This window comes from Kitasatospora sp. NPDC001683 (assembly GCF_053596495.1).
Genome location: NZ_JBSFGK010000131.1, coordinates 1 through 17,188, shown reverse-complemented (window position 1 = coordinate 17,188; position 17,188 = coordinate 1). Strand labels below are relative to the sequence as shown.

At 74.3% G+C, this 17,188-nt stretch carries 14 protein-coding genes; 13 read left to right on the top strand and 1 reads right to left on the bottom strand.

Going from position 1 to position 17,188, the window contains the following annotated elements:
- Positions 1-224: 224 nt before the first annotated feature.
- The 9 genes from ACWCYO_RS37155 to ACWCYO_RS37115 all read left to right on the top strand — a co-directional run bounded on the left by ACWCYO_RS37155 (position 225) and on the right by ACWCYO_RS37115 (position 11,060).
- The gene (locus tag ACWCYO_RS37155) at positions 225-665 is read left to right on the top strand and encodes an SRPBCC family protein (RefSeq protein WP_270143110.1); all 441 of its coding nucleotides are present in this window, start codon (positions 225-227) and stop codon (positions 663-665) included.
- A 168-nt stretch (positions 666-833) separates the two neighbouring features.
- Positions 834-1,988 (top strand): glycosyltransferase, encoded by a 1,155-nt coding sequence (locus ACWCYO_RS37150; RefSeq protein ID WP_449786692.1) that lies wholly within the window; start codon positions 834-836, stop codon positions 1,986-1,988.
- Between the two features lie 392 nt (positions 1,989-2,380).
- Entirely contained in the window at positions 2,381-3,904 is a 1,524-nt protein-coding gene (locus ACWCYO_RS37145) for an exopolysaccharide biosynthesis polyprenyl glycosylphosphotransferase (protein WP_449786691.1), read from the top strand.
- Between the two features lie 6 nt (positions 3,905-3,910).
- Complete coding sequence (locus tag ACWCYO_RS37140; RefSeq protein ID WP_449786690.1) at positions 3,911-5,305, top strand: O-antigen ligase family protein; 1,395 nt, start codon at positions 3,911-3,913, stop codon at positions 5,303-5,305.
- Positions 5,302-7,047 carry a lipid II flippase MurJ gene (locus ACWCYO_RS37135; RefSeq protein WP_449786689.1) on the top strand — a complete coding sequence of 582 codons (1,746 nt, stop codon included), beginning with the start codon at positions 5,302-5,304 and terminating at the stop codon, positions 7,045-7,047. Before ACWCYO_RS37140 ends, ACWCYO_RS37135 begins: the two co-directional genes overlap by 4 nt.
- Positions 7,037-7,888: a polysaccharide deacetylase family protein gene (locus ACWCYO_RS37130; protein WP_449786688.1), complete on the top strand. Its 852-nt coding sequence runs from the start codon at positions 7,037-7,039 to the stop codon at positions 7,886-7,888. Before ACWCYO_RS37135 ends, ACWCYO_RS37130 begins: the two co-directional genes overlap by 11 nt.
- The gene (locus ACWCYO_RS37125) at positions 7,885-9,000 is read left to right on the top strand and encodes a glycosyltransferase (RefSeq protein WP_449786687.1); all 1,116 of its coding nucleotides are present in this window, start codon (positions 7,885-7,887) and stop codon (positions 8,998-9,000) included. Before ACWCYO_RS37130 ends, ACWCYO_RS37125 begins: the two co-directional genes overlap by 4 nt.
- A 45-nt stretch (positions 9,001-9,045) precedes the next feature.
- Complete coding sequence (locus ACWCYO_RS37120; RefSeq protein ID WP_449786686.1) at positions 9,046-9,903, top strand: Wzz/FepE/Etk N-terminal domain-containing protein; 858 nt, start codon at positions 9,046-9,048, stop codon at positions 9,901-9,903.
- The gene (locus ACWCYO_RS37115) at positions 9,900-11,060 is read left to right on the top strand and encodes a GNAT family N-acetyltransferase (protein ID WP_449786685.1); all 1,161 of its coding nucleotides are present in this window, start codon (positions 9,900-9,902) and stop codon (positions 11,058-11,060) included. The genes ACWCYO_RS37120 and ACWCYO_RS37115 overlap by 4 nt, the downstream gene beginning before the upstream one ends.
- Before the next feature lie 7 nt (positions 11,061-11,067).
- Here ACWCYO_RS37115 and ACWCYO_RS37110 read toward each other — a convergent pair whose 3' ends face one another.
- The gene (locus tag ACWCYO_RS37110; protein WP_449786684.1) at positions 11,068-12,300 is read right to left on the bottom strand and encodes a glycoside hydrolase family 26 protein; all 1,233 of its coding nucleotides are present in this window, start codon (positions 12,298-12,300) and stop codon (positions 11,068-11,070) included.
- A 364-nt stretch (positions 12,301-12,664) separates the two neighbouring features.
- On the opposite strand from ACWCYO_RS37110, the gene ACWCYO_RS37105 reads away from it, so the two are divergent.
- The 4 genes from ACWCYO_RS37105 (at position 12,665) to ACWCYO_RS37090 (ending at position 17,086) form a co-directional block, all read left to right on the top strand.
- On the top strand, positions 12,665-13,684 hold the full coding sequence (locus tag ACWCYO_RS37105; RefSeq protein WP_449786683.1) for a hypothetical protein: 1,020 nt from the start codon (positions 12,665-12,667) through the stop codon (positions 13,682-13,684).
- Positions 13,685-13,888: 204 nt separating this feature from the next.
- Positions 13,889-15,487, top strand: coding sequence for an ABC-F family ATP-binding cassette domain-containing protein (locus tag ACWCYO_RS37100; RefSeq protein WP_270143089.1), 1,599 nt, complete (start codon positions 13,889-13,891; stop codon positions 15,485-15,487).
- Between the two features lie 327 nt (positions 15,488-15,814).
- Positions 15,815-16,048, top strand: coding sequence for a helix-turn-helix domain-containing protein (locus tag ACWCYO_RS37095; protein ID WP_030059940.1), 234 nt, complete (start codon positions 15,815-15,817; stop codon positions 16,046-16,048).
- Positions 16,049-16,279: 231 nt separating this feature from the next.
- Positions 16,280-17,086 carry an enoyl-CoA hydratase/isomerase family protein gene (locus ACWCYO_RS37090; RefSeq protein ID WP_449786682.1) on the top strand — a complete coding sequence of 269 codons (807 nt, stop codon included), beginning with the start codon at positions 16,280-16,282 and terminating at the stop codon, positions 17,084-17,086.
- Positions 17,087-17,188: the final 102 nt, after the last annotated feature.

Sequence of the window (17,188 nt, the reverse complement as noted above, 5' to 3'; positions counted from 1 at the left end):
CGCGGGATCCCGGCGGTGTGCGGGAAGACGGTGCGCAGGGTCTCGTGCCGGGCCACCACGTCCGCGAGCGCGGCGTCCAGCGCGTGCCGGTCGAGCGCCCGCCCTCCGGGCGGACGACGGGAGTCTGCGGACGGGCCCAGGGCGTCGCGCCCCCGCCGCTGTGATTGGCTTGCCGGTGAGAACGGTACGGAGAGCGGTACCCATCACACGAGGAGAGCAAGGTCATGGGACAGGTGCAGGCCACCACCGAGCGGGTCTACGACGCCGCCCCCGAGCGGGTGTACGAGGCGCTGGCCGACTACCAGGTGACCCGCCCGAAGCTGCTGCCGGCGCAGTACAGCGAGTACGAGGTCCGGGTCGGCGGCACCGGCGCGGGCACCCAGGTGCACTGGAAGCTGCAGGCCACCGAGAAGCGGGTGCGCGACTGCCTGTTCACCGTCTCGGCGCCCAAGCCCGACCAGCTGGTGGAGAAGGACGCCAACTCCAGCATGGTGATCACCTGGACCGTCTCGGCCGCCGGCGAGGGCCGCTCCAAGGTCACCGTCACCGCCACCTGGCAGGGCGCGACCGGCATCGGCGGCTTCTTCGAGCGCACCTTCGCCCCCAAGGGCCTGAACCGGATCCACGACCAGGTGCTGGCCAACCTGGACGCCGAGGTCCGCTGAACCCGGCCGGAGCACCGGCCCTTCCGGCGGGGCGGGTGAATCGGCCGGAGTTTCGAGCGGTTCGTCAGCCCGTACGAGCCGAAAGCCGTACGGGTGGACGGCCGGCCACCTGCGGGTGACGGCGGCCGCCGGGCGCGGTGGAGCCACCCTAGGCTCGCCGCCGTGCATATGACGATCCTTCACATTTCGCAGCCGGTGGACGGCGGAGTCGCCCGCGTCGTCGTCGATCTGGTCCGGGGGCAGCGCGAGGCCGGGCACCGGGTGCTGGTCGCCTGCCCGGGCGGTGGCCGGCTGGCCGAGGAGGCCGCGGCGGTGGGCGGGCTGGTCCAGGACTGGCCCGCCGACCGCTCGCCCGGCGCGGGCACCGCCGCCGAGGCCTGGCGGCTGCGCCGGATCGTCAGGGCCGCCGCGCCCGACGTGGTCCACCTGCACAGCGCCAAGGCCGGGCTGGCCGGCCGGCTGGCCGTGCGCGGCGCGGTGCCGACCGTCTTCCAGCCGCACGCCTGGTCCTTCGCCGCCGTGGACGGCCCGATGGCCGCCGCCACCCTGCGCTGGGAGCGCTTCGCGACCCGCTGGGCGCACCGGCTGCTGTGCGTCAGCGTCCAGGAACGGGCGGACGGCGTGGCCGCCGGGGTGTACGCGGACTGGGCGGTGGTGCCCAACGGCGTGGACGTCCGCCACTACGCGCCGGCCGACCGCCGGGCCGCCCGGATCGCGCTCGGACTGGACCTGGACGCCCCGCTCGCGGTCTGCGTCGGGCGGCTGTGCCGGCAGAAGGGCCAGGACGTGCTGCTGGCCGCCTGGCCGGAGGTGCTGCGCCGGGTGCCGCGGGCCCGGCTGGCGCTGGTCGGCGGCGGGCCGGATGAGCAGCGGCTGGCGGAGGCGGTCCGGGAGTCGGCCGAGCCGTGCCGGGTGCGGCTGGTCGGGGACGTGCCGGATCCGCGCCCGTGGCTGGCGGCGGCCGACCTGGTGGTGCTGCCCTCGCGCTGGGAGGGCATGGCGCTGGCCCCGTTGGAGGCGATGGCGGCCGCCCGTCCGGTGCTGCTGACCGACGTGCCGGGCGCCCGGGAGTGCCTGCCGCAGGCGGAGCGGGCGCGGTCGGTGGTGCCGCCCGAGGAGACGGACGCGCTCGCCACCCGAATGGCGGAAGCGCTGTCCGATCCGATCGAGTGCGAGCGACGCGGTGCCCGCCTGCGGGACCACGTGGTCGCCCGGCACGACGTTCGCACCGTGGTCGAACAGGTGGACGCGCTGTACCGCGACCTGCTGGGTGCCGGTCCGGCGGCCGGACGGCGCCGGGCCCGTGTCCCAGAGTGGATCTGATCGTTTCACATGCCGTGAATCCCCGCCGTCCCGGCGCTGGAGTATTCGCACCCTCAACCGATATGGACGAGGCATCAAGTCAGAAATACCTATTAATTGGGCGGCTGGATGAAACGGCAAGTCAACTTCCGGCTTGCATGGTCGAGTTCGGTAATGTCGGATTTTGTCTGCTTCGTTTCGATTTCATCCCGGAAATTCGCGTCCGGGCCCTTCGAGGCCGCGTCCAAGGTGACCAGCAGTTCCGTGATCGGCCGCTTCGCGGGAGTTCCGAGAGCCGCCGGCGATAGCAGGTGCCGTCAGGACCGCGCCCACCGGGCCGGGACGGCCGCCCCATGCCTATCGGTGCCAGGGGGCCGTCGCCCCGAGCACACAGTAGGGGAGTTCGTGCGCTGATGACCATTGACCACGAGAGCGTGTCGCGATCCGGCGGGCCCCTGCCCGGACCGCGACTGCCCGGCACCGGGCTGCTCGACCGGCCGACCGGAGCGGCGTACACCCGGGCGGTGCCGCCGCTGCGCCGGCACCGCCGGGCGACCCGCTCCCGGCTCGCCCTGCCACTCGCGCTGGGCCAGGTCGACGCGATCGCGCTGTGCGCCGCCACCGGCATCGCCAACCGGGTGGTCGAGCCGGCCGTCCCGCTCGCCCCGCTGCTCGGCACCGCCGCCATACTTCCGCTGCTCCTGCTGCTCAACCTGGCCGGCGGCCTCTACCGCACCCGGCTCACCCTGTCCGTCCTGGACGAACTGCCCGCCCTGGCCGTCAGAGCCGTGGTCGCCACCGCCTTCGCCGTCACCCTGGCCGGCTGTCTGGAGGGCCGCTGGCCCGACTGCGGCCCGGCCACCCCGGCCCGCCTCATCCTGCTGCTCGGCTCCCAGCTGCTGATCGCCGCCCTCGGCCGCGGCGTCCTCTACCACCTGGTCCGGCGGATCCGCCGCGGTCGCCCCAGCCCCGTCCTGGTGCTCGGCGCCGGCCGGCTCGGCCGCAAGGTCGCCGCCGCCCTCCGCGAGCACGGCGAGTACGGCATGCGCCCGGTCGGCTTCCTGGACGCCGATCCGCCGCTGCCGACCGGCGACACCGACCTGCCCGTCCTCGGCGGCCGCGAGGTACTGGAGCGCGAGGTCCGCCGGCACCGGATCCACCACGTGATCGCCACCGCCGGAGCCGCCGACGAGGCCGACACCGCCGCCGCCCTGCGCGACGCCGCCAGGCTCGGCTGCCAGGTCTGGCTGGTGCCCGCGCTGCGCGAGCACGGCTCGCTGCCCACCACCCCGATCGCCGGCGGCGACCACCTGTGGGGCTTCCCCTGCCTGCGGCTCGACAGCCCCGCCATGCGCCGCCCCGGCTGGGCCGGCAAGCGCGCCCTGGACGTCACCGCCGCCGCGTTCGGCCTGCTGCTGCTCGCGCCCGTCCTCGCGCTGTGCGCCCTCGCCGTCCGCTTCGACACCGGCCCCGGCGTGCTCTTCCGCCAGCAGCGCACCGGCCTGGACGGGCGGGTCTTCACCGTCCTGAAGTTCCGCACCCTGCGCCCCAGCAACGAGCACGAGTCGGCGACCCGCTGGAACATCTCCCAGGACCACCGGATGGGCGCCGTCGGCCGCCTGCTGCGCAAGAGCTCGCTGGACGAGCTGCCGCAGCTGTGGAACGTCCTGCGCGGCGACATGAGCCTGGTCGGCCCGCGCCCCGAACGCCCTTATTTCGTCATGCGGTTCAGCCAGGCTTACCCCGAGTACGCCGACCGCCACCGCGTCCCGGTCGGCCTCACCGGCCTCGCCCAGGTCAACGGCCTGCGCGGGGACACCTCGATCGAGGACCGGGCCCGCTTCGACAACCGCTACATCGAGAGCTGGAGCCTCTGGCAGGACGTCAAGATCCTGTGCCGCACCGCCGCCCTGATGCTCCACCCGGACGGGAGCTGACCCGGCGTGGCCCTGACCCTTCCCGCCGATCCCGTTCCGAGCGCGCTGGAGGCGAGCGGCCGAGTAGCAGCCTTGCGGCGGGCCCTGCCCGCGCTCACGGACCGGCCGAGCCTGCTCGCCGCGGCCACCGTCCTGCTGGTCTGCGTGCCCACCGGCGAGAAGGACGTCACCGCGGCGGTCCACGTCACGGCCGCCGACGTCGCCTCGCTCGCCCTGGTCGCGCTCACCGCGTTCAACCTGCTGCGCGGACGGCTGCCCGCGATCAGCCGCACCACCGGCGTGCTGTTCGGCGGCATCGTGGTCTCCGCCGCCGTCGCCACCGCCGGCTCGATCGACCCGGCCACCAGCCTCACCGGTTTCGTCCGCCTCACCCAGGTGTTCGTCCTGGTGCCCGCCGCCGTGCTCTGCTCACTGCGCGACCGCACCGACCAGCGGCTGGTCCTCGGCTCCTTCGTGCTCGCCGCGCTGATCCAGGGCGTGGTCGGCGCCAACCAGTACCTCACCCGCACCGGCGCCTCCTACACCGGCCAGCCGATCCGGGCCGTCGGCACCTTCGGCGCCCTGGACATCATGGCGATGTCCACCGTGGTCAGCTACGGACTGCTCGCCGCCCTCGCCCTCGCCCTCGGCGAACGCGGCCCCGACGGAAACGCCCGGCTGCGCCGCGCGACGTTCGCCGCCGCCGCGTTCCTCGCCTTCCCGCTCGCGGTCTCCTTCAGCCGCGGCAGCTGGATCGCCACCGGCGTCGGGACCGTGGTGCTGCTGCTGCGCGCCGACGCCCGGCTGCTGGTCCGCGGCGCCGTGCTGGGCCTGGCCGCCGCCGTCGTCCTGGTCGGCGGCCTCGGCCTCGGCGCCTCCGGCGTCGCCGCGCGGCTCAGCTCGATCGGCTCCGTCTCCGCCGCGCCCGACCAGTCCGTCTCCGACCGCTACGACCTGTGGGCCACCGCCGGGCGGATCTGGCAGGACCACCCCGTCCACGGCGCCGGACCGAAGGTCTTCCCGAAGCTGCGCGACAGCCGCGCCCCGCTGCGGCTGTCCTCCGGCAGCGACACCGTCGACCCGACCATGGGCTACCAGCGCGAACCGCTGCTCTCCCCGCACAACATGTACTTCCTGGTGCTCAGCGAGCAGGGCCTGATCGGCATCACCGCCTACGCCGCGCTCTTCCTCGCCCTGCTGATCGGCTGCCTGCGGCACCGCCGCGCCCCCGCCCTGGCTTCCCTCGCCCTGCTCACCTGGCTCCTGGTCGACTTCCTCTACGCCGACATCGGCGGCACCACCACCGTGCTGGCCTCCGTCGTCCTCGGCCTCGCCGCCCGCGCGGCCGGCCAGGAGGCGGCCCGCCCCGAGCCGACGGGGCACACGGGTGCCGAAAGCGACGAGCGGGCGATGACACTGTGACCACCGACCAGCCCGCCGTCGTCCCCTCCGCCCTGCCGGCCCCTCGCAGCGCCTCCGCCGAGGTGCCCGGCCCCGGGCCCGATCCGGCGCCCCGGGGCGGCTTCCTCGCCAAGGCCTTCGGCATCACCGCCGTGCTCAGCGCGGCCGGTTCCGGCCTCGGCCTGCTGCGCGACCTCCTGCTGGCCCGCTACTTCGGCGCCAACCAGGGCACCGACGCCTTCCTGGTCGCCTGGACCGTCCCCGAGACGGCCGCCCCGCTGCTGATCGAGGACGCCATGTCCTTCCTCATGGTGCCCGCCTTCGCCCTCGCCCTGGTGCTGCGCGAGGAGGACCCGGACGCCCCCGACCCGGTCCGCCAGCTGGTCCGCGCCACCCTGCCCTGGCTGCTGCTCGCCCTCAGCGGGCTCGCCCTGGCCGTCGCCCTGGGTGCCCCGCAGCTGGTCCAGCTGCTCGCCCCCGGCCTGCCCGACCCCGGCCTGGCCGTCGCCTGCACCCGGATCACCGCGATCACCGTGCTGCCCTTCGGGGTGGCCGGCTACCTGGCCGCCGCGCTGCGCGCCCACCACGGCTTCACCGCCCCGGCCGGCATCTACGTCGCCTACAACCTCGGCATCCTCGCCCCGCTGTTCGGCTTCCACGGTCTGCTCGGAGTGCGCTCGGCCGCCGTCGGGGTGGCGGTCGGCAGCCTGCTGATGGCCGGTCTGCTGATCGGCCCGTTCCTGCGCCGGCTGCGGGCCGGCCAGGCCGCCACCGGCCGCAGCCGGCGCGGCCGCAACACCCTGGTGCTGATGCCGCTGGCCCTGCTGCCGGTGGCCGCCTTCACGCTGACCCGGCAGTCCCAGGTCTTCGTCGAGCGCTACCTCGGTTCGGCGCTGCCGCCCGGCACCATCTCGCACCTCAACTACGCCGCCAAGGTCTCCCAACTCGCCATGACGGCGGGCATCCTGATCTGCACCGTCACCTTCCCGCTGGTCGCCCGGGCGCTCGCGGCGGGCGACCTCACGGCGGCCCGCGACCGGGTCGAGAAGGACCTCGGCCAGGCCGCCGCGGTCGTCCTGCTCGGCACCGCCTTCCTGATGGCATGCGCCCCCTCGGTGGTCTCACTGCTGTTCGAGCGCGGCGCCTTCGGCCCCCACGACACCGCCGCCACCGCCGAGGTCATCCGGGTGTACAGCTTCGGCCTGCCCGCCCAGGCGCTGATCGGCGTGATGATCCGCCCGTACTTCTCGCTGCGCCCGGTGGTCCGCCGGGTCGACGATCCGCGCAGCGAGGACGGCGGCCGCCGGCTGCTGGACTGGTACCCGCTCGCCGCGATGCTGCTCGGTCTCGGCGTGACCGTCACCGTCGGCCTGCTCGCCACGCCCCGCTTCGGCGCCCTCGGCCTGGCCGCCGGCAACGCCTCCGGGATCACCACCACCGCCGGGCTGCTGCTTCGTGGCCTGGTGCTGCGCGGCATCCCGCTGCGGTTGCGCCGGGTGCTCGGCGGCCACGGCCGGCTGGTCGCCACCGCCGCCGGGGCCACCGCACTGGGCGCCGCCGCCGCCGGCCTGACCGTCGATCCGCTGTTCTCGACCCTCACCGGGGGCCTCACCGTGGCACTGGCCTTCGCCGCCCTCGGCACCGGGGTCGGTGCCCGCGAGGTGCGCGGCCCGGTCCTCGCCGCCGCCCGGGTCATCGGGCGAACCCGAAACCAGAACCCGCCAACCGCCGCCGATGAAGGGAAGTTTCCCCATGCCCAGTGAACGGGGGACCGTCCGTTCGGCCCGGGCGGGCGTCACCAACGCCCCGCCCGCCCGGGCGAGACTGCCCAGAAGCCGCCGTTCGGTCAGCGAACCCGCGGCCCCCGGCTCCTGCTCGCCGTGGATCCTGATGTACCACTCGGTGGCGGTCGAGGAGGAGGATCCGTACCAACTCACCGTCAGCCCCGAGCGGTTCGCCGAGCAGATCGCCTGGCTGTACCGGCGCGGGCAGCGCGGCGTCTCGGTCCGCGAGCTGATGCGGGCCCGCGCCCGCGGGCGGGACGACAAGCTGGTCGGCCTCACCTTCGACGACGGCTACGCGGACTTCGCCCGTTACGCCGTACCGATCCTGCAGGCGTACGGCTTCACCGCCACCGCGTACGTGGTCGCCGACCTCCTCGGCCAGGAGAACGGCTGGGACACCGAGGGCCCGCGCAAGAAGCTGCTCACCGTCGAGGAGGTCAACGAACTCGCCGCGGCCGGCTGGGAGATCGGCTCGCACGGCCTCGGCCACCAGGCGCTGCCCGGCCTGCCCGCCGACGTCCTCGCGGTGCAGACCCGGCAGAGCCGGCGCCTGCTGGAGGAGGTGGTCGGCGGCCCGGTCACCGGGTTCTGCTACCCGTACGGCGCCGTCGACCTGCCCGCCACCCTGGCCGTGCGCGACGCCGGGTACGACTACGCCTGCGCCATCACCCACTCCCCGCTGACCGGCCGCTTCGCCATGCCCCGCTGCTACGTCGGCGCCCGCGACGGCGGCTGGCGGCTGCGCGCCAAGAAGGGCCGGCACCGGTTGCGCGACGCCGTCACCGAGCTGCGGCGGGTCGGCAAGGAGCGTCGGACGTGAAGGTCCTGCACATCGTCACCGGGCTCGCCTCCGGCGGCGCCGAGCGCCAAATCCACCTGCTGCTGCGTCACCTGCCGCCGCACCAGCGCTGCGAGGTGCTCGCCCTGACCAACCCCGGCGCGGTCGCCGACGCGCTGCGCGCGGACGGGGTGGCCGTCCACCACCTCGGCATGCGCGGCAACCGGGACCTCGGCGCGCTGCCCCGACTGGTCCGGCTGGTCCGGGCCGGCCGCTACGACCTGGTGCACACCCACCTCTACCGCGCGCAGTTGTACGGCCGGCTGGCCGCGCGGCTGGCCGGGGTGCGGGCGGTGGTCTCCACCGAGCACTCGCTGCACGCCGGGGTGATCGAGGGCCGACCGATCACCCGGGGCGTCAAGGGCCTCTACCTGGCCGCCGAGCGGCTCGGCAGCACCACCGTCGCGGTCTCCCGGCAGGTCGCCCAGACACTGCGCTCCTGGGGCGTCCCGCCGGCCCGGATCGAGCTGATCCCCAACGGCATCGACACCGCCGGGTACCGCCGCCCGCCCGCCGAGCGGTCCGCCGCCCGCCGCCGGGTCCGGGCCGAACTCGGCCTGCCGGAGGGCAGTTGGGTGGTCGGCGGGGTCGGCCGGCTGGTCCCCGGCAAGCGCTTCGAGGTGCTGCTGGCGGCGCTGGTCGACCTCGACCCCGCGACCCGGCTGGTGCTGGTCGGCGAGGGCCCCGAGCGCGCCGAACTGGAACGCCTGGCCGCCGAACTCGGCGTCCGGGAGCGGCTGGTGCTCACCGGCGAGCGCGACGACGTGCCCGACCTGCTGGCCGCCATGGACGTGCTGGCCGCCCCCTCCACCACGGAGACCTTCGGCCTCGGCGTGCTGGAGGGCCTCGCGGCCGGGCTGCCGGTGCGGCACAGCGCCTGCCCGGCGCTCGACGAACTGCCGCCCAGCGCCGCCCCGCAGGCCCGCCGCATCCCCTCCGAGCCGGCCGCGTACGCCGCGGCGCTGCGCGACCTGCGGCAGCTGAGCGGCCACATCGCCGACCCGCTGCCGCACCCCCCGGCCGTCGGCCACTACGACATCGCCCGGGTCGCCGCCGACCTGGGCGCCCTCTACGACCGGTTGGCCCGCGGCTGACCGCCCGCAGCCGGCACCGCCGTTGCAGACCCAAGGAGTCAACCCATGACCACACCGCGTCGAAGCGCCCGCCACCTGGTCCGCCGTTGGTGGCCGGTGGCGCTCGCGGTCCCGCTGGGCGCCGCGGCCGGAGCCGGGTACGCCGTCGTCTCGCACCCCTCGTACAGCGCCAGCGCCTACGTGCTCGTGGTGCCGCAGAACCCGGGGGAGGCGGCGACCGCGACCAACTTCGCCCAGGCGTACGGGCGGCTCGCGGGCCAGCCGCAGGTGCTCGCGGTCGCGGCCGCCGAGACCGGCCACACCCGTGGAGAGCTGGAGTCCCTGGTGTCCGGGACGACCTCTCCGGACGCCCCGATGATCGAGATCACCGGCACCGGGACGCGCGCCCAGGAGGCCGCCCGGACCGCCGACGCGGTGGCCCGCTCGCTGGTCGCCTTCGCCAACACCAGCAGCAAGGACACCAACGTCCGGCTGGTGACGCTGGCCCCGGCCGCCGAGCCGGACAAGCCGACCACGCCCTCCGCCGAGCTGGACGTCGCGGTCGGCGCGGCGGCCGGGCTGCTGCTCGGGTCGCTGGTGCTGATGACCCGTCGGCGGAGCGACGCGGCCGCCGTCGAGACGACTGGCCTCGACGCCCCCGCGGCTCCGGCGGCGGCCGTGGCGCCCGCGGCCGCTCCGGCCGCTGAAGCCGTCGAGGCCGTCGAGGCCGTCGAAGCCGTCGAAGCCGTCGTGGCCCCGGCCACGCCCCGCCCGCGCGGTGGCGAGCAGGGTGGCAAGGCCCGGCCGAAGACCGACTCGAAGCCCGTAGCGAAGGCGGAGTCGAAGCCCGACACGAAGTCCGAGCCCGAGGCCGAGTCCGAGCCCCCGGCCAAGGAGAAGGCCGCCGCCGGGAGCAAGCGATGAGCACCGAGACCCGGGCCGCCGGCCTGCCCGCCCAGCCGGGCGCGCCCTCCTGGACCACCGAACTGCGCCGCGAGGACGACGCGCTGGACACCCTCGCCGAGGAGTGGGACGACCTGGTGGCCCGCTGCGGCACCGCCACCTTCTTCCAGACCTCCGCCTGGCAGCGCTCCTGGTGGCGCCACTACGGCCGCCCCGGCGCGCTGCTGGTGGTGCTGGTCCGCCGGGACGGCCGACTGGTCGGCGCCGGCTCCTTCATGCGGCGCGGCGGCCCGTTCGGCGGCCTCACCGGTCTCGGTGCCGCGCTGATCGACTACAGCGACGTCCTGCTCGACGACGACTGCGCCGACCGGGCCGCCGCCGAGCTCGCCGCCGCCCTCCCGCTCACCCGCCCCTGGCACTGGCTGGAACTGCGCGAGGTGCACCCCGAGGCGGCGGTGCAGCGGGTGTACGAGCACTGGCGCGGCTCCCGCCGTCGCCACCAGGACTCGCTCTGCCAGTACCTTCCGGGCATCCCGATGGAGCGGCTGCTCAAGCGGCTGCCCGGCAAGACCGCCCAGCGCAACCGGGTGAAGCTGCGCAAGAACGCCGAGGCCGGGGTCCGGGTGCGCGCCACCCCGCTGGACGAGGTGCCGGCCGCCCTGGAGGGGCTGCTGCGGCTGCACTTCCTGCAGTGGCAGGACCGCGGAGTCACCGCGGAGCACCGCACCGAGCGCTTCGCCCGGCACCTCACCGAGTCCACCCTCGCCCTGGTCGCCACCGGTCAGGCGGCCGTCCACCAGTTCCACCTGGACGGCGAGCTGGTCGCGGTCAACCTGCTGCTGCTCTGCCCGTCCCGCAGCGGGCTGTACATGTACGGAGCCCACCCGGTGCTGCGCGACCGGCTGGACATCGCCGGGCTGCTGCTCAGCACCGCCCTGGACGCGACGGTCAGCGCGGGCGTCCCGGTGCTCGGCATGCTGCGCGGCCAGGAACCGTACAAGCAGCGCTGGCGGCCGGACCGACTGCTCAACGAGCGCCTGCTGCTCGGTCCGGCCGGGCCGGCCCCGGCGACGGCCGCCCGGGCCGGCGCGGTGCGCCTCCGGCAGGCGGCGGTGCACCAGTTGCGCACCCGCTTCCCCCGGCTCAAGGAGGCGCTGCTGGCCCGTCGCCGGGCCTGACCGCCGGTCAGCGCCGCGACGGCGTCCCGGCCGCGGACGGGCTCGGCGACGCACCGGCGGAGTGGCTCGCCGTCGCGCCCGGCAGGGTGGGCAGGCCCGGCACGGTGGGCGGGGCCGGCGGAGCCGGCGGGGTCGGTGTGGCGGGGGTGCTCGGCGCCACCGGCACGATCGTGGCCGGGGGAGCCGTCGGCACCACCACCGGTGCCCCCGGCGATCCGGACATCAGCTGCTTGAACGCCGCGGTCGAGCGCGGGTTGCTCCGGCACTGGAAGAAGCCGTGCGGGCAGTAGTCGGTGACGGTCTGGTAGGCGGTGTCGTGGGTACGCATCCAGTCGACCATCCGCCGGACGAACTCGGGGTTGTCGCCGTTGCGGAACAGCCCCCACTCCGGGTACGAGACCGGCTTGCCGTGCTTGGCCGCGAACTCCACCTGGTCCTGCAGGCCGTACGGCTCGCGCACGTAGTCGTCGAAGGTGCTGCCGGCCGGCTGGTCGTAGCTGTCCGTGCCGACGATGTCGACCACGTCGTCGCCCGGGTAGCACTTGGTCCACGGGATGGCGTCCAGGCCCCGGTTGGGGGTGAAGTCGAAGCGGAACCGCTGCCCGGGCACCGAGCGCATCACCCCGACGATCCGCCGCCAGTACGTCTTCCAGGCGGCGGGGTCGGGCTTGCAGCGGTGGGTGTAGGTGACGCCGTTCATCTCCCAGCCGAGGGTGATCACGGTGTCCGCGCCGCCGAGCGCCACCAGCCGGCGGGCGAGCCGCAGGAAGTGGCTGTCGAATTCCCCGCGCGCGCCCTGGCCGAGCAGCCGGGCGACCTCCCCGTCCGGCACGTGCGCCTCGTTCGGCACCAGCATCGGCACGCCGAGCACCAGCAGCCGGGAAGGGTCGGTCAGCCGCCACTGCGACCACATGCCGAGCACCACCGGCTCGCCTTCGACGTCCGCCCAGCCGTTGCCCGCCAGATAGGTGTGGCCGACCTGTAGGTTCGCGTTGCCGAGCCACTGGGCGTACTTGCCGATCTGCGGGATGTAGTTGTCCCAGGACCCGACGAAGGCTCCGAACGGGGGCTCGTGCTTGGGCCGCTGGACCGGCGGGCGGGGGGCCGCGCCGCGCGGCTCGAAGGCGTCCGAGGAGAGGGTGTGCCGTTCGGTCTGGCTGAGCGGCGTCCCGGTCGGGACGCTGGCCGTGGCCATCAGCAGTAGGGAGGCGGCGGCCAGCGTCAGGCGGCCGATGCGCATGGTCTGTCCTCCGGACGTCGCGGGGATGGGGGCGGTGACGACGTCGACGGACGGTGGCGTCACGCTCGCCGACAGTAGGCCCGGCGACGGACGGAAAAGCCGAATGTCACCCTAAAGTGGGCGGTATTCGAATGCTGTCTGCCGCAACACCCCTTCGACCCGGCCGCGTGTATCAGCTCTGTAACGGTCCGGCGGGGCGTGCGGGGCCCGCCGCGAGGGCCCGGCCGACCGGCCGGGGAGCCGATGGCGCAGGTGGGCGGGCGGACCTACCGGACGGGCGCGCACGATCGGGCGTTCGCTGGGCGGGACGCCCCCGGGGCGATTTCGGCTGACTCGCGCGCCCGGTGAAAGGTACGCTCCGGCCGTGTCCTGGAAGCCGCCGCGTGTCCTCACCCCCCGCTCGATCCTGCCTGCCCTGGCGGTGATGCTGGTCCTTGCGGCCGGTGCGGCGGCGCACGCGAACAAGCCGGTGCCGTTCGGGGACCGGGTGGCGGGTCCGGCCGACGCGGACGCCACCCCGGTGAACTCCCAGTCGGTCAGCTCGGCCGACCTGGACCTCAGAGTGGTCGGCCCCGGCCTGGAGGCGTACCACCATCAGACCGGCGAGCGGGCCTGGACGTACCGCCGCGAGGGCGCCGAGGCGCTCTACCTGGCGATGGCCGGGGACAACGCGATCGTGGTCTGGGACGACGGCCTGGTCACCTCGGTGCGTCCGGGCGACCACGAGGTGCGCTGGCACCGCGCGGTGCCGGGCCTCGCCGACTACCTGCGCGCCGACGGCGAGCCGGGCGCGGACAAGCGGACCGACGCCCAGCGAAAGGACACCGCCAAGCAGCGGGCCGCGGCCGCGCTGCACACCGTCCAGCGGGACGGCTCGCCCTGGCTGGCCGTGGTGACGCCGAACCTGACCATGGGCCTGCGCGACGCCGACGGCGACCTGCGGTACAACGACCGGCCCTCCAACGGCTGCCTCTACGACCCGCTGCGCACCGTCCACACCGACTACGCCGTGCTCATTCCGCGCACCTGCACCAACAGCAGCGGGGTGGCCGTCTCCGGCGGCATCACCGGCTACCGGCTGGACAGCAACGGGTGGTCGATGATCACCGGCCCGGCCGCGACGGTCAAGGTGCTGGACCGCAGCCGGGTGGAGATCACCGACGGCCCGATCGTGCCGCCCAAGGTCTTCGACACCAAGGCGGCGGCCCCCGAGACGGCCTGCACCAGCGTGGACGCGCCGTTCGCCGCGGTGCGCCCGCAGGGCGGCTGCACCGACCCGTCGGCGAGCCCGACGGCGTCCGCCCCCGCGACCCAGGCCGCCCCGACGACCCAGGCCGGCCCGACGGGGTCGGCGACCGACCAGACGGCCGCGCCGCAGCAGTAGCCACGCCCCTGCGGGTACCCCGGGGTGGTAGCGCCCCGGGGCGTTTCGCGCGGCCCGGTAGACTGGCCGCCATGGCTATCTTCTCCGGGCAATAGCGGGCGGCGGCGCCCAGTTCCACCGCGCCGACCGCCGATGAAGCCCCACTTCCCGCTGCCCGGGCCCGTACCCGGCCGCCCGCCCACGTCCCAGGAGTAGTTCCCAGCCATGATTTCCGCCAACGCCCTCGAGCTGCGTGCCGGTGCCCGGATCCTGATCGAGTCCGCGAGCTTCAAGGTCGCCGCCGGCGACCGGATCGGCCTGGTCGGGCGCAACGGCGCCGGCAAGACCACGCTCACCAAGGTGCTGGCCGGCGAGGGCCTGCCCGCCGCCGGGACGGTCACCCGTTCGGGAGAGGTCGGCTACCTCCCGCAGGACCCGCGCACCGGCGACCTGGACGTCCTCGCCAAGGACCGCATCCTCTCCGCCCGCGGCCTCGACACCGTGCTGAGGAAGATGCGCGAGAACGAGGACCGGATGGCCAACGGCAAGGGCGCCACCCGGGACAACGCGATGAAGAAGTACGCGCGCCTGGAGACCGAGTTCCTCACCAAGGGCGGGTACGCCGCCGAGGCCGAGGCCGCCACCATCGCCGCCGCGCTGGGCCTGCCGGACCGCATCCTCGGCCAGCCGCTGCACACCCTCTCCGGTGGTCAGCGCCGCCGCGTCGAGCTGGCCCGGATCCTCTTCTCGGACTCCGACGTGCTGCTGCTCGACGAGCCCACCAACCACCTGGACGCGGACTCGATCGTCTGGCTGCGCGACTTCCTGAAGACCTACAAGGGCGGCTTCATCGTCATCTCGCACGATGTCGACCTGGTCGAGACGGTCGTCAACAAGGTGTTCTACCTGGACGCCAACCGCTCCTGCATCGACGTCTACAACATGGGCTGGAAGCAGTACCAGCAGCAGCGCGAGGACGACGAGAAGCGCCGCAAGCGCGAGCGGGCCAACGCCGAGAAGAAGGCCGCGACGCTGAACGCGCAGGCCGACAAGATGCGCGCCAAGGCCACCAAGACGGTGGCCGCGCAGAACATGGCCCGCCGCGCCGACAAGCTGCTCGCCGGTCTGGAGCAGGTGCGCCAGAGCGACAAGGTCGCCAAGCTGCGCTTCCCGGAGCCGGCCCCCTGCGGCAAGACCCCGCTGACCGCCAGCGGCCTGTCCAAGTCCTACGGCTCGCTGGAGATCTTCACCGACGTGGACCTGGCGATCGACCGGGGTTCCCGGGTCGTCGTGCTGGGCTTCAACGGTGCCGGCAAGACCACCCTGCTGCGGATGCTCGCCGGGGTGGAGGCGCCGGACACCGGCGAGGTGATCCCGGGCCACGGCCTGAAGATCGGCTACTACGCCCAGGAGCACGAGACGCTCGACGCGGAGCGCAGCGTGCTGGAGAACATGCGCTCGGCCGCGCCGGACACCGACCTGGTGCAGATCCGCAAGATCCTCGGGTCCTTCCTGTTCTCCGGCGACGACGTGGACAAGCCGGCCGGGGTGCTCTCCGGCGGTGAGAAGACCCGTCTGGCGCTGGCCACCCTGGTGGTCTCCTCGGCCAACGTGCTGCTGCTGGACGAACCCACCAACAACCTCGACCCGGCCAGCCGCGAGGAGATCCTGGGCGCGCTGCGCGAGTTCTCCGGTGCGGTCGTGCTGGTCACCCACGACGAGGGCGCGGTCGAGGCGCTCGACCCGGAGCGGATCATCCTGCTGCCCGACGGCGTGGAGGACCTGTGGAACCCCTCGTACGCCGACCTGGTCTCGTTGGCCTGACCGGAAGTAGACGCCCCATCCGCTTTTCGGACCAGAAAATCTAGTCCTTTCGGCGTGTCCGGGAATGAAGAAGACCCGGATTCCGTTTGAGCACTTCCCGTCGGCCCGCCACTCGATCGTGGTCGGGCCGACGCTGCTGATCAGCTCTTTCTCGGCATGTGGCGGCACCCACCCGGGGGCGTGCACTCTGCGTGAGCGCCCTGATGCGCTCGGATCACCACCGCAGGACCACGCATTTGCGACATCGACCTTGTCGAATGGGTGGCCAGGACGCGGTCGATGGGTGATCATGGGAATCTGACCGAGCAACGCTACGAGGAGGCACGGGTGGCCGAGACTCTGAAAAAGGGCAGCCGGGTGACCGGTGCCGCGCGTGAGAAGCTCGCGGCCGATCTCAAGAAGAAGTACGACTCCGGGGCGAGCATTCGCGCTCTCGCGGAGGAGACCGGTCGTTCGTACGGCTTCGTGCACCGGATGCTGAGCGAGTCCGGAGTGATCCTCCGGGGCCGCGGTGGTGCCACGCGGGGCAAGAACAAGGCGACTGCCGGGGCCGGTTCCTGACGGTCCGTCGGCTCGAAGCTGCATGACGCGGCGGCAGGGCGCCGACCGAGGAGACGACGGCTGACCACGGCTGGGCGTCCGCCCTCGGGTCGAGTGGACCGGCCGCCGATCGTCATGTCCGGATCCCGGGCCCCCTTGCCGTTCCGATCTTTCCGGGTCGGGGCCCTGCCCGTCCGCGCCCAGGTTTGTTACTCTCCGGTAGCCACGTCCCCCGCCACCGGAGGTTCCCGCATGACCGCCCCCGCCACCGACCCGCAGGCCCCGAGCTGGGAGCGGGACGGCGTCCGCCTGGAGATCGACGGCGAACTCGCCGTCGTCACCCTCTGTCAGCCCAAGCGGCGCAACGCCCAGTCGCCCGCGCTCTGGCGCGCCCTCGCCGCGGCCGGGCGCGAACTGCCCGGCAGCGTGCGGGTGGTGCTGCTGCGCGCCGAGGGCGTCTCCTTCTCGGCCGGGCTGGACCGGGCCATGTTCACCCCCGAGGGGATCCCCGGCGAACCCACCTTCCTGCAGTTGGCCGGCTCCGCGGACCAGGAGCTGGACGACGCCATCGCCTCCTACCAGGAGGCCTTCACCTGGTGGCGCCGCGCCGACCTGGTCTCCATCGCCGTCGTCCAGGGGCACGCCGTGGGGGCGGGCTTCCAGCTCGCGCTCGGCTGTGACCTGCGGGTGGTCGCCGACGACGTCCAGTTCGCGATGAAGGAGACCTCGCTCGGGCTCGTCCCCGACCTGGCCGGCACCAAGCCGCTGGTCGAAGTCGTCGGCTACGCCCGGGCGCTGGAGATCTGCGCGACCGGCCGCTGGGTCGGCGCGGAGGAGGCCGCCGCGATCGGGCTGGCCAACCTGGCCGTCCCCGGCGCCGAGCTGGACTCCGCCGCCCGGGACCTCGCCGCCGCCCTGCTGGCCGCTCCGCGCGGGGCCGTGATCGAGACCAAGGCGCTGCTGCAGGGCGCCTCCGGACGGTCCTACGACGAGCAGCGTTCGGCCGAACGGGCGGCCCAGGCACGGCGGCTGCGGGAGCTCGCCGGAATCGGCGACTGAGCCCGGGCCTGGCCCAAGCCCCTTCGCCGCGAGGCCCGGGGGCGGGGGGGGCCCCCGGGCCCCGCCGGCCGGGGGCCCCCCGGCTCCGGGGCGTTCGGGCCT

Coding starts and splice junctions, on each gene's coding strand:
- ACWCYO_RS37155 (WP_270143110.1), top strand. CDS start 225: ATGGGACAGGTGCAGGCCACCACCGAGCGGGTCTACGACGCCGCCCCC.
- ACWCYO_RS37150 (WP_449786692.1), top strand. CDS start 834: ATGACGATCCTTCACATTTCGCAGCCGGTGGACGGCGGAGTCGCCCGC.
- ACWCYO_RS37145 (WP_449786691.1), top strand. CDS start 2,381: ATGACCATTGACCACGAGAGCGTGTCGCGATCCGGCGGGCCCCTGCCC.
- ACWCYO_RS37130 (WP_449786688.1), top strand. CDS start 7,037: ATGCCCAGTGAACGGGGGACCGTCCGTTCGGCCCGGGCGGGCGTCACC.
- ACWCYO_RS37120 (WP_449786686.1), top strand. CDS start 9,046: ATGACCACACCGCGTCGAAGCGCCCGCCACCTGGTCCGCCGTTGGTGG.
- ACWCYO_RS37115 (WP_449786685.1), top strand. CDS start 9,900: ATGAGCACCGAGACCCGGGCCGCCGGCCTGCCCGCCCAGCCGGGCGCG.
- ACWCYO_RS37110 (WP_449786684.1), bottom strand. CDS start 12,300: ATGCGCATCGGCCGCCTGACGCTGGCCGCCGCCTCCCTACTGCTGATG.
- ACWCYO_RS37100 (WP_270143089.1), top strand. CDS start 13,889: ATGATTTCCGCCAACGCCCTCGAGCTGCGTGCCGGTGCCCGGATCCTG.
- ACWCYO_RS37090 (WP_449786682.1), top strand. CDS start 16,280: ATGACCGCCCCCGCCACCGACCCGCAGGCCCCGAGCTGGGAGCGGGAC.